The sequence below is a fragment of the Pseudomonas sp. AC355 genome (assembly GCF_979258205.1).
The window spans coordinates 5,140,834-5,154,935 of the sequence record NZ_OZ409843.1 but is presented as its reverse complement, the minus strand read 5'-3'; the positions used below and the strand labels follow the sequence as shown (position 1 = coordinate 5,154,935).

The window sequence follows — 14,102 nt, the reverse complement described above, 5'->3', positions numbered from 1 at the left end:
GCTGTAGGCACAGGTTTATCGGGAGTAGGTGCGTGTTCTATATAAAACGTAATGCGGAGGGCGAGTTGCAGCGTGTGCAGCCCGAACCTTTCGAAGGAATGAACGGCGAATTGCCTGCCGACAGCGAGGAGGCGCGCTCCTGGTTTTCCAACCAGAACGTGGAAAGCAGCCTGCTGCAGCTCAAGCAGAGTGACCTGGACATGATCCGCGTGCTGGAAGACTTGATCGATCTGTTGATCAAGAAAGGCGTGGTGCGCATCACCGACCTGCCGGAAGCGGCCCAGAGCAAACTGCTGGGCCGTAGCCGCGCTCGCGATGCATTGGGCGGCGCGAACCGCCTGATCAACGAAGAGGAACGGGGCCTGATCTGATCACGCCCAGGCTGCAGGTTCGCTGAACAGGCGGCCCTGTACACCGCTGACCCCCATCGTGCGCAATACCTCCCACTCTCCACGGGTTTCGACCCGCTCGGCGATCAATGGCAGATCGATGCTGTTGGCCGCTCGCTGCATGGCTTCGATGAACAGGCGCTTGTCACTTTCCTGATCGATGCCTCGAATGAAGCTGCCATCCACTTTCAGGTAAGCCAGGCCCAACTTCGCCAGGTTGCCGATCATGCTGAAACGCCCGCCGAAATGCTGCAGGCCAAGCTCGACGCCCAGGCTGCGCAGTTTGCGGGTGATCGCTTCGAGCTCCGCCGCGCTGGGCAGTTGCCCCTCGTCCAGTTCCAGAATCAGCCGGCCGCTCACTTCCGGGTTCAACCGCAAGCGCTCGTAAATCTGTTGTAGCGCCTGAGGGTCGCGCACGGTAATACCCGACAGGCTCAGCGCCACCTTGCCTTCATGATCGGGCAACTGCGCCAGCAGGGCGTCGAGCATCACCAGATCCAGGCGCGCAGTCCAACCGAAGCGTTCCAGCCACGGCAGGAAGCGCCCAGCGGCGATGGTCTCGCCCTGCTCGTCCAGCAAACGAGCAAGCACCTTGTTATGCAGCACCTGGGTCGGATCAGCCGCACTGACCACCGGCTGTACGTACTGCAGGAAACGCCCCTGCTCGAGTGCCGTGTCCAACAGGCTGTGCCAATCATTGTGCTCATCGCTCACCGAGGCCCGCTGGCGATGCTCGACGAACGCCCAATGCTCGCGGTTCTGGCTGATTGCTTCGGCCAACGCCGCATCCAGCGCGCTGTACAGCTCGCTGCTCGAAGCACCTGCAGCAAAGGTGGTGATACCGATATGGGCCACCGGGAAACAGTCGCTGGCGCCGGTCTGCTGCAACGAGAGCAAGCCATTACTCAGTTGTTCGGCCAGTTGCTCGGCTTCCTGGCGATCGATGCCAGCGGCCAGCAGTGCGAACTCGCCGCCGCGGTTGCGCGCCAGCAGGTATCGCCCCTGGCTGACATGCTGCAACTGCTCGGCCACGGCCTTGAGCAGTTGATCCGTGCGCTGGCCACCGATGCGCTGGTTGAGGCCGATCAGGTCATTGACCCGCAGCAGGAACAGCACACCGCTGCTGGCCCGCTCTTCGCCCGTCAGCCGGGCCTGCAGGTCGAGGTCGAAATAACGGCGGTTGGCCAGCCCGGTCAGGCTGTCCTGATAGGCCTCGGCGTGCAGCTTCTCGCTGCGCGAAGCCTCTTCGTCGAACAGCGCCTTGAGCTTCTCGACCATCTGGTTCATGGCGTTGACCACCCGACGAAACTCCGGCGTGCGCGGCAGGTTAGGTGCACTGAGAAATTCCCGACGGGCGATGGCATTGGACTGCTCGACCATATACTCCAACGGCCGCAACTGACGCTTGAGCAGCAACACGCCCAGGCCGATGCACAGCAGGCTGATCAGCGCCAACCACAGGAAGGTGGCGTAGGCGGTCTGCCACAACTTGGCGATAGCGAAGTATGGGTGGCTGATCACCTCGACCCGGGCCGCCTGGTTCCAGCCGTCACTGACGATCGCATCGCCCTGAGCCGGCGCCAGATCCACCAGATTGGCGAACCATTGTGGCGCGCCCGCGCCGAGGTTCGCACCGGAGCGCTCGGTCAGCACCTTCTCGTCAGTACCGATAACCCGAATACTCTCGAAATAACCACTGTCGAAAATCGAGCTGACCATCAGCTCAAGCATCGCCGGATCGTCCAGGTGCGAGCCGAGCGACAGGCCCAGGGCCGTGGCGGCATCCTGGGCATGAGCGCGCAACTGATTGACCTGCTGCTCGCGCGAGCTCTCCACGTTGACCACGACGCTTGCGGCGAAACTCACCAGCATCAACACGCAGATAGCTACACACAACTGCTTGAACAGTGACATGAACGACTCCTTTACACCTCAGGGAAACCCTTCGGCACGCATTTTCTTCAACAAATCCTGCCAACGCGAAAGGCGCTTGCTGTCCCCAACCTGCTTACCGCCAGCTGGCCCTGGCACCCAAAGCCCCTCGGCATTGAAGGCATACACGGGCACCAGGTCACGGCGCTCGGTCGCCGGGTCGATGGCATCGATCAGGTTATCCAGCACCAGTGGCACGGAGGTGGGGGTGGGGTAATAGGTCAGCACCATGTGTGCCTGGTTCAGACGCACTGCCTTGACGTAGGTGATGCGCAGCTTCTCGCTCGGCACACCCAGTTCACGCAGGCTGAAATACTTGGCGATGGCGTAATCTTCGCAATCGCCAGCGCCGCGCATCAGAGCCTCGATCGGGGTCGCCCAATAATCCGCAACGCCCCAGATTTCCTGGTCATCGCGAAAGCGCAGCTGCAGATTGAAAAACCGGTTGATGGCCTTGAGCTGGTCGGCCTCGCTGGCATCACGCTGCTCGTCGAGCAGGCGCTGCCAGGCATCGATGCGGGGTTTACCGGCGCCAAGTGGCCCATAAAGCTGCTCGGCACGGGCGGCGATACGCTGGAAATCCCACTGTGCTTGCAACCCGCCAGCCGCCAGAAACAAGGCGAGCAAAAACGCCACCAGCACGGGCCAGTGGTAACGGATTGAGAGAGCGCCAGAACCGCCGATGGCCACGACAATGCTTCCAGACAAGCAACAACGTCATGGTGCGGCGCATGCGGGTAAAAAACAATTGCCAGATGCCACTACAGGGCAATCTAAAAACTACCTACGTTGTCAGCGCTGCGTGGAAAACAGGCTAAAAAAGCTCATTTACAGCTCGTAAACTGCGCTTTTCGCCTGTTCTTGCCTTGCGCTGACTGCCTCGCTAATTTTTTGAGGTGCCCTGCAGCCGACGAACGTGATGATGCGCTCCAGGAGCGCATCAAGTGGGGCTCAGGTGGGATGAGGATCATCGCTCGCGGTTCCAGCCGCCGCCCTGGATGCGCTGAATGCTTTGAGGCGCTTCGCGCTGTTGCCACTGCATCGGAGGGGAGCGATGCCGCTGTTGCTGCTGATAGTGATGACGCTGCCCTTCCCAGCCCGGGCGTGGTGACGGGCGGTAGTCGCCACGATTGCGGTCGTGGCGGTTCTGGTAGCGCGGATCATAGCGCTCGGGTTGGTTGAAATAGCGCGGCGGTGGAGGCGGCGCATAATGCCGTGGCGGCGAATAGCGACGTTCATAACGGCGGTCGTAGCGACGATCCTCGTAGACATACACACGCGGCGCCCCATAAACCTGGGAACGCTGTACGTGAGCACCAGGGTAATACTGACGATCATAATCTCGATAACCACCGCCATAAACGGCACAACCGGTTAGCGAGAAACCCAACAACGCAACGAGCATGGATTTACGGATCATGGGGCGGCCTCCTTCGACCGCGAAACGCACATCGGCGGCTGCCGATGCCGGGAGTGTTCCCAATCCATCAGACAACCCGGCGCCAGCCGAATCCGCTCCGCTCGTCGGTGAGTCGCTACAAATGATTTCAACGTTGCCTGGCGGATGCACTGAAGACACGCGCCGAAACTGCTCATCCAGCGCCAATCGCGCACCATCAAAGCGCACCGAATTTTCCGAAAAATGCGCGCAGCACCAGGCTAGACGGCTCTTCGGTGCCTGGCACGATCCTCGCTTACTCCCTTATGTGCAGGAAAGTCCCCGGCAGTAGCCGGGGACAGCGGCATCACAATTTGCAATAGCTGACTAGGGTTCCGGTTCGTCAACAATCAGGCGAATGACTGGTCCGAGAGTTGGCGACCTCCTCGAGGGGTTACACGGCGGGACAAAAGCCCGGGAGAACGCGCCCCCAGTAATGGGGAAACCGCCGCGCACTCCTGCCCGCCCTTTCTCGAACTGGAGGTTCCCTATGCACAAGCCCCGTCTGTTCTCCGTTCTCGCCGCCGGCCTCGTTGCCGCCATCAGCTTCAATAGTCAGGCCGCTCAGAAGGACAGCTTCAGTGTCTGCTGGACCATCTATGCCGGCTGGATGCCGTGGGAATATGGTGCCAGCCAAGGCATCGTCGACAAGTGGGCGAAGAAGTACGGTATCAATATCGATGTCGTGCAGATCAACGACTACGTCGAATCGATCAACCAATACAGCGCCGGCCAATTCGACGGCTGCACCATGACCAACATGGACGCTCTGACCATCCCCGCCGCAGGTGGCGTGGACAGCACGGCGTTGATCGTCGGCGACTTCTCCAACGGCAACGACGGCGTCGTGCTCAAGGGTGAGAAGAAAACCCTGGGCGACCTCAAGGGCCAGAACGTCAATCTGGTCGAGCTTTCGGTATCGCACTACCTGCTCGCCCGTGGCCTGGAAAAGGCTGGCCTCAGCGAGCGCGATCTAAAAGTGGTGAACACCTCGGACGCCGACATCGTCGCCGCCTTCACCACGCCGGACGTCACTGCCGTCACCACCTGGAACCCGCTGCTCGCCGAGATCGAAGCCACGCCCGGCGTGACCAAGGTGTTCGACTCCAGCCAGATCCCCGGCGAAATCATCGACCTGATGGTGGTCAACAGCGACACCCTCAAGGACAACCCTGCCCTCGGCAAAGCACTGACCGGCGCCTGGTACGAAATCATGGCGACCATGAGTGATAGCAACGCGGCTGGCCAGGCTGCCCGTGAGCATATGGCCAAGGCGTCCGGCACCGATGTCAAAGGGTACGAAACACAGCTCGCCGCCACCAAGATGTTCTACAGCGCCAAGGATGCCGTGGCTTTCGCCAAGAGCCCACGCCTGCCAGAAACCATGAGCAAGGTCGCCGCGTTCTCCTTCGACCACGGCTTGCTCGGCGAGGGCGCGCAGAGCGCTGATGCGGTCGGCATGGCCTTCGCCAACGATGTGAGCACCGGCGACCAGGGCAACCTCAAGCTGCGCTTCGATACGACCTACATGCAGATGGCCGCCGACGGCCAGCTCTGAAGCAGGACTGAGCGTGCCCTCGCTAGGCGTGGGCACGAACCTCGAGACGCGACCGCAGACCCCGAGACTTCTATGCGCCTGATCAACCGACATCCCGACAGGGCCGGCCGATTGCTGCTGGTGTTGCTGCCCTTCGCACTGCTGCTGTTCGCCTATTTCATGGGCTCGGCGCAGCGCCTGGCGGAGAACCCCAACGACAAGCTGCTACCCAGCGCCAGCCAGATGATCGCCGCCGTCGACCGCCTGGCCTTCACCGAAGACAAGCGCACCGGTGGCTACGCCTTCTGGCAAGACACCGCGTCGAGCCTGACGCGCCTCGGCATGGGCATCGGCATCGCTGCGCTGGTGGGGCTTTGCCTGGGCATCGCTGCCGGCATCCTGCCGCTGCTGCGGGCGCCGCTGTCACCGCTGCTCACCGTGCTGTCGATGGTGCCGCCGCTGGCGATATTGCCGATCCTGTTCATCGTCTTCGGCCTGGGCGAACTGTCCAAGGTGATGCTGATCGTCATCGGCATCACCCCGATCCTGGCCCGCGACCTGGAACAGCGCGCTCGGGAAATTCCTCAGGAACTGCTGATCAAGGCCCAGACCCTCGGCGCCAGCACCTGGACGCTGATCCTGCGTATGGTGCTGCCACAGCTGCTACCGCGCCTGCTGATCGCCCTGCGCCTGGTGCTGGGCTCCGCCTGGCTGTTCCTGATCGCTGCCGAAGCCATCGCCAGTACCGATGGCCTGGGTTACCGCATCTTCCTCGTGCGCCGCTACATGGCGATGGACGTGATCCTGCCCTACGTGGTGTGGATCACCCTGCTCGCCTGGCTAATGGATCTCGGCCTGCGTCAGCTGACGCGGCTGTGCTTCCCCTGGTACGAGGGGGCCAAAGCATGAGCTTCATTGAAGTGAAAAATGTCTGGCAGACCTATGGCGACCAGATCGTTCTGGAGCGCTTGAACCTGTCCATCGCCGAGGGCGAATTCTGCACCCTGGTCGGCGCGTCCGGCTGCGGCAAGTCGACCTTCCTGCGTCTGCTGCTGGGCCAGGAGCGGCCGAGCAAGGGCGAGATCCTGCTGGGTGGCGAGCCACTCGTGGGCGAGCCGGATGCCAGCCGTGGCGTGGTGTTCCAGCGCTATTCGGTGTTCCCGCACCTGAGCGTGCTGGACAACGTCGCCATCGGCCTGGAACTGCCGCGCGCGCCATTGCTCGGTCGCCTGTTCGGCGCGGCCAAGCGTGACGCTCGCGAGCAGGCGGCGGCGATCCTCGGCAAAGTCGGCCTCAGCCATGCCCTGGACAAGTACCCCAGCCAGCTCTCCGGCGGCATGCAGCAGCGTCTGGCCATCGCCCAGGCGCTGATCATGAAGCCGCGCGTACTGCTGCTCGACGAACCCTTCGGCGCCCTCGACCCCGGCATCCGCAAGGACATGCACGCCCTATTGCTGGAGCTGTGGCGCGAAACCGGGCTGACGGTGTTCATGGTCACCCACGATCTCGCCGAAGGCTTCAGCCTCGGCACCCGCCTGATGGTGTTCGACAAGACCCGTATCGACCCGCACGCACCGAATGCCTTCGGCGCGCGCATCACCTACGACATCCCCCTGAATAGCGATCGCAAAAGCGCCATCGCGTCACTGCCGGCGCATCTTGCGCCGGCCCTGTAAGGAGACTGCCATGACTGCTGCCCTCACCCTTCGCCCTACCCTCTACGAGGAAACCGTCCCTGGCGGCGGGCACACCTCGTTCGTGCTCAAGCGCGGCCAGTTGCTGCGCATCACCGACCTCGAAGGCGGCGCCAACGTCAGCCTGCTGCTGTTCAACGCAGCGGAGAAAAGCGAGCGCCTCAACTTGCCGGACACTCTCAAGGGCCAGCACACCGCCAAGCTCACCGCGGGCCACTGTCTGTACTCGGACATGGGTCGCGTGCTGGCAGCGATTACCGCCGACACCTGCGGCTGGCACGACAGCTTCGGCGGCGTGCTCTCGGCCGATGAAGTTACCGAGAAATACGGCCAGGGTCGCTACCAGGAACTGCGCAACGGCTTCTTCCGCAACGGCGTGGACAATCTGCTGGTGGAAATGGGCAAGTGGAACCTGAACCTGCAGGACCTGCTGATGAACCTCAACCTGTTCAGCCGCGTGGACGTCGATGCCGATGGCGCCTTCCGCTTTCACGGCGACAACAGCCAGGCCGGCGATTACATCGAGCTGTATGCACCGATGGACACCCTGGTGGTGCTCACCGCCCTGCAACACCCGATGGACCCCAACCCACAGTACGCGCCCAAGCCGGTGCAGCTTGCCTGGAGCAAGGTCAAGAGTGACGGCATCAGCGTGCTCTGTCGTACCTCGCGCCCGGAAAACGGCCGCGCATTTCACAACACCGAACGCAACTACCTCTGAGGGTGCCGACATGAGCCTGATCGAAAGCAACCTGCAGCCCGAGACCGCCGCGTTCCGCCACACCATCGCGGCGGGTGAGCCCTACCTGTTCGAGGTCAATGCCGGGCAAACCCTGCGCCTGCACGACCTGGAGGGCAACCAGGCGATCGACACGCTGTTCTTCGCCGCCAACAACCCGCGCGAACGCTTCGACCCGCAGCGCACCCTGCGCAAGCAGAACAACGTCTACCTGACTGCTGGCACGGTGCTCTATTCCAACCTCGGCAAGCCGTTGCTGACCATCGTTGCCGACACCTGCGGCCGCCACGACACCCTCGGCGGCGCCTGCGCCCAAGAGAGCAACACGGTGCGCTACGCGCTCGACAAGCGCTTCATGCACAGCTGCCGCGACAACTTTCTGCGCGCCAGCCTGCACGACGGTCGCCTGGAGAAGCGCGACATCGGCGCCAACATCAACTTCTTCATGAACGTGCCGGTCACCCCCGACGGCGGGCTGACCTTCGAAGACGGCATCTCAGCGCCCGGCAAGTACGTCGAACTGCGCGCCGAGACCGACGTGATCGTGCTGATCTCCAACTGCCCGCAGCTCAACAACCCCTGCAACGGCTGGAACCCGACGCCTGCGGAGGTGCTGGTATGGGAATGATCAGACGCTGGTTGTTCGCCCTGTGCCAGAGCAGGAGTGGGCAGGTGCTGCAACCTACGCCCCGAGACAAAACACCGGCCTCCTAACAAACGAAATCCTTTGTGGGAGGGGCTTTAGCCGCGACGCTCTTGACCTTGAAAACATCGCGGCTAAAGCCCCTCCCACGGGAACCGAGTGAGGCCAAAAAGAATTCCCCACCCCGGACGACCGTGGTGCAGCCCCATTACCGGCGGGACGGCCCGCCACGTTCAACGAGGCCGGAGCGCAGCAGCTTCGAACGGCCTCGGGAGCCGATATGTTCGAAAAACTTTTGATCGCCAACCGCGGTGCCATTGCCTGCCGCATCCTGCGTACCCTGCGCGCGCTCGACGTCAAAGGCGTCGCCGTCTATTCCGAAGCGGACGTGGCCAGCCTGCACATCCAGCAGGCCGACGAAGCCTTCTCCCTCGGCGACGGCCCTGCCGCACACACTTACCTGGTGGTCGACAAGATCCTCGCGGCCGCCAAGGCCAGTGGCGCCAGGGCGATCCACCCCGGCTACGGCTTCCTCTCCGAAAACGCCGCCTTCGCCGAGGCCTGCGAAGCGGCCGGTATCGCCTTCGTCGGCCCCACGCCCGAGCAACTGCGCGTTTTCGGCCTCAAGCACACCGCCCGCGCACTGGCCAAACAGCACGGCGTACCCATGCTCGAAGGTACCGAGCTGCTGGAAAACCTCGCCGCCGCGCTGGTCGCCGGCGAACAGGTCGGCTACCCGGTGATGCTCAAGAGCACCGCTGGCGGCGGCGGTATCGGCATGCGTGTGTGCCGTTCAGCCGAGGAACTGAGCGAGGCCTTCGACGCGGTCAAGCGCCTTGGGCAGAACAACTTCAGCGACAGTGGCGTGTTCATCGAGAAGTACATCCAGCGTGCCCGCCACCTGGAAGTGCAGGTATTCGGCGATGGCCAGGGCAACGTGCTCGCCCTCGGCGTGCGCGACTGCTCGGTGCAGCGGCGCAACCAGAAAGTGCTGGAAGAAACCCCGGCACCCAACCTGCCTGCCGGCATGGCCGATGAGCTCTGCGCGGCGGCGATCAAACTGGCCAAGGCGGTCAGCTACCGTAGCGCCGGCACCGTCGAGTTCGTCTACGACAGCGAGGCAGAGCGCTTCTACTTCCTCGAAGTGAATACCCGCCTGCAGGTCGAGCACGGCGTCACCGAGCAGGTATGGGGCGTTGATCTGGTGCGCTGGATGATCGAACTGGCAGCCGGCGATCTGGCGCCTCTGCATGAGCTGGCAGAGGGCCTGAAACCCAGCGGCCATGCCATCCAGGCGCGGCTGTATGCCGAAGATCCCGGTCGCGACTTCCAGCCCAGCCCTGGCCTGCTCACCGCCGTGCAATTTCCGTCTGCCGACGGCCAGTCACTGCGCATCGACACTTGGGTCGAAGCGGGCTGCGAGATTCCACCCTACTTCGACCCGATGATCGCCAAGCTGATCGCCTGGGCGCCAACCCGAGACCAAGCCAGCAGTGCACTTGACGCCGCCCTGGGCGAATCGCTGCTGTACGGCGTGGAGTCGAACCGCGACTACCTGCGCCAGATCCTTGCAGACACGCCCTTCGCCAGCGGCTCACCCTGGACACGCTGCCTGGAGAATCTGGTCTATCAGGCCAGCACCTTCGAGGTATTGGCTGCCGGTACCCAGACCACCGTGCAAGACTTCCCCGGTCGCCTCGGCTACTGGGCAGTCGGCGTGCCGCCGTCCGGGCCGATGGACAGTCGCGCTCTGCGCCTGGGCAATCGCCTGCTCGGCAACCCGGAAGGCGCCGCCGGCCTGGAAATCACCATGAGCGGCCCGACCCTACGCTTCAACACCGACGCGCTGGTGGCGGTTACCGGCGCGCAGATTCCGCTCAGCGTCGACGGCGTGGCCCAGCCCTTGAACACTACCCTGCTGATCCGCGCCGGCAGCGCCCTCGCGCTCGGCACCATCGCCGGTGCTGGTGCGCGCAGCTACCTGAGCGTACGTGGCGGCGTTCAGGTGCCTGACTACCTGGGCAGCAAGAGCACCTTCACCCTCGGCCAGTTCGGCGGCCACGCTGGCCGGGCCCTACGTGCCGGAGACGTGCTGCACCTGCCGCCGCTCGACACCACGCAAGCCGGCGCGCAACTACCAGACGAACTCTGTACTGCCCTGCCCGCCGTGCGCGAAATGCGCGTGATCTACGGCCCTCACGGCGCACCGGAATACTTCACCCCGGCCTACATCGACACCTTTCTCGGCACCGACTGGGAAGTGCATTTCAACTCCAGCCGCACAGGCGTGCGGCTGATCGGCCCCAAGCCGGAATGGGTACGCGAGAGTGGCGGCGAAGCGGGCCTGCATCCGTCCAACATCCACGACAATCCCTACGCTATCGGCGCGGTGGATTTCACCGGCGACATGCCCGTGATCCTCGGCCCCGACGGCCCCAGCCTCGGCGGTTTCGTCTGCCCGGTGACCATCATCGAAGCCGACCTCTGGCAGCTCGGCCAACTCAAGGCCGGCGACAAGGTGCGCTTCGTGCCGGTGGATATCGCCACGGCGCGGGAGCTGGCCAAAACCAGTGCCATCGAATGCACCACCCTCCGTGGGAGCGGATTTATCCGCGATACCGGTGTTGCCTGCATCGCGGCTGAAGCCGCTCCCACAGACGCGACCATGACCCCGATTGCATCCGGGCTACAAAGTCCCATCGTGCTGGATATCGGCCAGGACGACACGCGGCTGGTCGCACGCCTCTCAGGCGACACGCACCTGCTGCTGGAAATCGGCCAACCGGAGCTGGATCTGGTGCTGCGTTTCCGTGGTCATGCGCTGATGCAGGCGCTGCAGGCCAAGGACATCGCCGGGGTGATCGACCTGACGCCCGGCATCCGTTCCCTGCAGGTGCACTACCAGCCGGAAACCCTGCCGTTGCAGCAGTTGCTCGATATCGTCGCTGGCGAGTGGGACGCCGTGTGCGCCACTGGCGACCTCAAGGTGCCGTCGCGCATCGTCCATCTGCCACTGTCCTGGGATGACCCGGCCTGCCAATTGGCCATCGACAAGTACATGACCACCGTGCGCAAGGACGCGCCCTGGTGCCCGAGTAACCTGGAATTCATCCGCCGCATCAACGACCTGCCCAACCTCGACGAAGTGCACCGCACGGTGTTCGATGCCAGCTACCTGGTGATGGGCCTGGGCGACGTCTACCTCGGTGCACCGGTGGCCACGCCGCTCGACCCGCGCCATCGCCTGGTCACCACCAAGTACAACCCCGCGCGCACCTGGACGGCCGAAAACTCGGTAGGTATCGGCGGCGCCTACATGTGCGTTTATGGCATGGAGGGCCCAGGCGGCTACCAGTTCGTCGGCCGCACTCTGCAGATGTGGAACCGCTACCGTGAGGTTGCCGCCTTCGACGGCAAGCCCTGGCTGCTGCGCTTCTTCGACCAGATTCGCTTCTACCCGGTCAGCCCGGACGAGCTGCTGCGCATTCGCCGCGACTTCCCCCTGGGCCGCTTCGACCTGCGCATCGAACACAGCGAACTGGCCCTGGCAGACTATCAACGCTTCCTCACGGACGAAGCAGACGGCATCGCCGCCTTCCGCGACCAGCAACGCAGCGCCTTTGCCGCCGAGCGCCAGCGCTGGATCGACTCCGGCCAGGCGCACTTCGAAAGTGACGAAGGCGTGGCCGAGCCCAGCGAAAACGCGCCATTGGGCGCCGGCCAGCACAGCGTCGACAGCCATATCGCCGGCAACCTCTGGCAGGTTCAGGTCGAGAAAGATGCCCACGTCCAGGCGGGCGACGTACTGGTCATCCTCGAATCCATGAAAATGGAAATCCCCCTGCTCGCGCCCTTCGCCGGCGTGGTCAGAGAAATCCACGTGCAACCCGGCTCGCCGGTGCGGGCCGGCCAGCGCGTGGCCGTCATCGAGGAGGCCCATACAGTCTGAGTAAAAACCGTGAGCACAGCAGAGCGAACCCGCTGTCTTCGCTCTGCTCGGCTTGCGCCTGAGCGGCACCACGCCTAGCATTGCGGCACTCACCAAGAAGCCAGCACGATGCCATCACCGTCACCCAAAACTGCCAGCCCACGCTCGCTGGTGTTTCTGCTCCTCGTTCTGCTCGGCTGCGGTTTCATCGCCACCTCGCTGGCCAGCTATTACGCGGCCCTCGACTCGATACGCGACAACATCGTCAACACCGAGTTGCCGCTGACCTCGGACAACGTCTACTCGGAAATCCAGAAGGATCTGGTACGCCCCATCCTCATCTCCTCGATGATGTCCCGCGATACGTTCCTGCGTGACTGGGTGCTCGGCGGCGAGCAGAACCTCGAGCCCATGACCCGCTACCTGCAGGAAGTGCAAAGCCATTACGGCACCGTCACCAGCTTCTTCGTCTCCGAGCAGAGCAAGACCTACTACCAGGCCAAGGGCGTGCTGAAACAGATCGACGAACAGGCCAGCCGTGATGCTTGGTACTACCGCCTGCGCGACATGAAGGAGCCCTACGAGATCAATGTCGATATCGACATGGCCAACGGGGACCGCATGACGGTGTTCATCAACTACAAGGTCTTCGACTACCAGCACCGTTTCATCGGTGCCACCGGCGTCGGCCTGACCGTGGACGCCGTGGTGCAACTGATCGACCAGTACCAACAGCGCTACGACCGCAGCGTGTACTTCGTCGACACCAACGGGCGCATCGTGCTTACCGGCGCCAGCGGCGGCCCGATGGGCGCGCGCATCGGTGACCAGCTGAGCGAGGTGGAAGGCCTCGAAGACCTGCACGGCAAGCTGCCGCACCCGCAGAGCGGCGACTTCTTCTATCAGGAACATGGCCGCGGTCATTTCCTCAACGTGCGCTTCATTCCCGAGCTGGACTGGTACCTGTTCGTCGACAAACACGAGACCGGCGCCGTGGCCGGCATTCGTCAGTCGCTGTACCTCAATCTGCTGATCTGCGGCGTAGTCACGCTGATCGTGCTGGTGTTGGTGACGCTGGTACTGCGCCGCTACCAGGCGCGCATCACCGCCCTGGCGACCACCGACTCGCTGACCGAACTGCCCAACCGCCGCGGCTTCGAACTGTTGGCCAACCAGGCCATTCAGGAAGCGCGGCGCAGCCAGAGCACGCTGTGCGCCCTGCTTTTCGATCTCGACGGTTTCAAGCAGCTCAACGACAGCCACGGCCACCTGGCTGGCGATGCCGTGCTGCGCGGCTTTGCTCGCCACCTGCAGCAGAACCTGCGCCAGTCCGACATCATCTGCCGCTGGGGCGGCGAGGAATTCATCCTGTTGCTCAAGGACACCGCCTTGGATTCCGCCCGCCAACTGGGCGAGAAGATCCGCCAGCAGACCGCCAGCAGCACCTTCGAATTCGCCGGCCAGCACCTGCACACCTCCACCAGCATCGGCCTGGCGACCCTGCAGGAAGGCGACGACTTGCAGGCACTGATCGCCCGCGCCGACCGCGCGCTGTATCGGGCCAAACAGGCCGGGCGCAACCGCATGTGCGAAGAAACCCAGTGAACACCAGCCTCTGCCCCGCCTGTGGCCAGCTCAACCGCTGCGCCCAGGCCGACAGCGACGCTGAAGTCAGCCACTGCTGGTGCTTCGAGGTGAAGGTCGAGCCAAAGGCCCTGCGCGACCTGCCGCCCGAAGCGCTGGACCGCGCCTGCCTGTGTCCGCGTTGTGCCCAGGCCCTGCCTGCGGAAAACAGCTGAGCG

At 63.5% G+C, this 14,102-nt stretch carries 12 protein-coding genes and 1 riboswitch; of the genes, 9 read left to right on the top strand and 3 right to left on the bottom strand.

The annotated features are described in order from the left end of the window. The first annotated feature begins 32 nt into the window (after positions 1-32). Positions 33-371 carry a tryptophan synthase subunit beta gene (locus tag ACZ0AI_RS23975; RefSeq protein ID WP_463563995.1) on the top strand — a complete coding sequence of 113 codons (339 nt, stop codon included), beginning with the start codon at positions 33-35 and terminating at the stop codon, positions 369-371. Here the strand turns inward: ACZ0AI_RS23975 and lapD are convergent, their stop codons facing one another. The 3 genes from lapD to ACZ0AI_RS23960 form a co-directional block, all read right to left on the bottom strand. After that, positions 372-2,303 (bottom strand): cyclic di-GMP receptor LapD, encoded by a 1,932-nt coding sequence (gene lapD, locus ACZ0AI_RS23970; RefSeq protein ID WP_463563994.1) that lies wholly within the window; start codon positions 2,301-2,303, stop codon positions 372-374. An 18-nt stretch (positions 2,304-2,321) separates the two neighbouring features. After that, positions 2,322-2,957 carry a cysteine protease LapG gene (gene lapG, locus ACZ0AI_RS23965; RefSeq protein WP_463566021.1) on the bottom strand — a complete coding sequence of 212 codons (636 nt, stop codon included), beginning with the start codon at positions 2,955-2,957 and terminating at the stop codon, positions 2,322-2,324. A 331-nt stretch (positions 2,958-3,288) separates the two neighbouring features. Continuing rightward, positions 3,289-3,741 carry a hypothetical protein gene (locus ACZ0AI_RS23960; protein ID WP_463563993.1) on the bottom strand — a complete coding sequence of 151 codons (453 nt, stop codon included), beginning with the start codon at positions 3,739-3,741 and terminating at the stop codon, positions 3,289-3,291. Positions 3,742-4,075: 334 nt separating this feature from the next. Then, positions 4,076-4,182: riboswitch (guanidine-I (ykkC/yxkD leader) on the top strand. Between the two features lie 67 nt (positions 4,183-4,249). On the opposite strand from ACZ0AI_RS23960, the gene ACZ0AI_RS23955 reads away from it, so the two are divergent. From ACZ0AI_RS23955 to ACZ0AI_RS23920, 8 genes are all read left to right on the top strand, one after another. After that, positions 4,250-5,317, top strand: a complete 1,068-nt coding sequence (locus tag ACZ0AI_RS23955; protein ID WP_463566203.1) for a putative urea ABC transporter substrate-binding protein — start codon at positions 4,250-4,252, stop codon at positions 5,315-5,317. Between the two features lie 72 nt (positions 5,318-5,389). Beyond that, positions 5,390-6,205 (top strand): ABC transporter permease, encoded by an 816-nt coding sequence (locus ACZ0AI_RS23950; protein ID WP_463563992.1) that lies wholly within the window; start codon positions 5,390-5,392, stop codon positions 6,203-6,205. Next, positions 6,202-6,972 carry an ABC transporter ATP-binding protein gene (locus ACZ0AI_RS23945; protein WP_463563991.1) on the top strand — a complete coding sequence of 257 codons (771 nt, stop codon included), beginning with the start codon at positions 6,202-6,204 and terminating at the stop codon, positions 6,970-6,972. The genes ACZ0AI_RS23950 and ACZ0AI_RS23945 overlap by 4 nt, the downstream gene beginning before the upstream one ends. 10 nt (positions 6,973-6,982) lie before the next feature. Next, positions 6,983-7,711 carry an urea amidolyase associated protein UAAP1 gene (locus tag ACZ0AI_RS23940; protein WP_463570110.1) on the top strand — a complete coding sequence of 243 codons (729 nt, stop codon included), beginning with the start codon at positions 6,983-6,985 and terminating at the stop codon, positions 7,709-7,711. A gap of 10 nt (positions 7,712-7,721) precedes the next feature. Continuing rightward, complete coding sequence (locus tag ACZ0AI_RS23935; RefSeq protein ID WP_463563989.1) at positions 7,722-8,357, top strand: urea amidolyase associated protein UAAP2; 636 nt, start codon at positions 7,722-7,724, stop codon at positions 8,355-8,357. A 295-nt stretch (positions 8,358-8,652) separates the two neighbouring features. After that, positions 8,653-12,321 (top strand): urea carboxylase, encoded by a 3,669-nt coding sequence (gene uca, locus ACZ0AI_RS23930; RefSeq protein WP_463563988.1) that lies wholly within the window; start codon positions 8,653-8,655, stop codon positions 12,319-12,321. 108 nt (positions 12,322-12,429) lie between these two features. Further along, complete coding sequence (locus ACZ0AI_RS23925; protein WP_463563987.1) at positions 12,430-13,905, top strand: sensor domain-containing diguanylate cyclase; 1,476 nt, start codon at positions 12,430-12,432, stop codon at positions 13,903-13,905. Next, positions 13,902-14,099, top strand: a complete 198-nt coding sequence (locus ACZ0AI_RS23920; protein ID WP_463566202.1) for a cysteine-rich CWC family protein — start codon at positions 13,902-13,904, stop codon at positions 14,097-14,099. Before ACZ0AI_RS23925 ends, ACZ0AI_RS23920 begins: the two co-directional genes overlap by 4 nt. Positions 14,100-14,102: the final 3 nt, after the last annotated feature.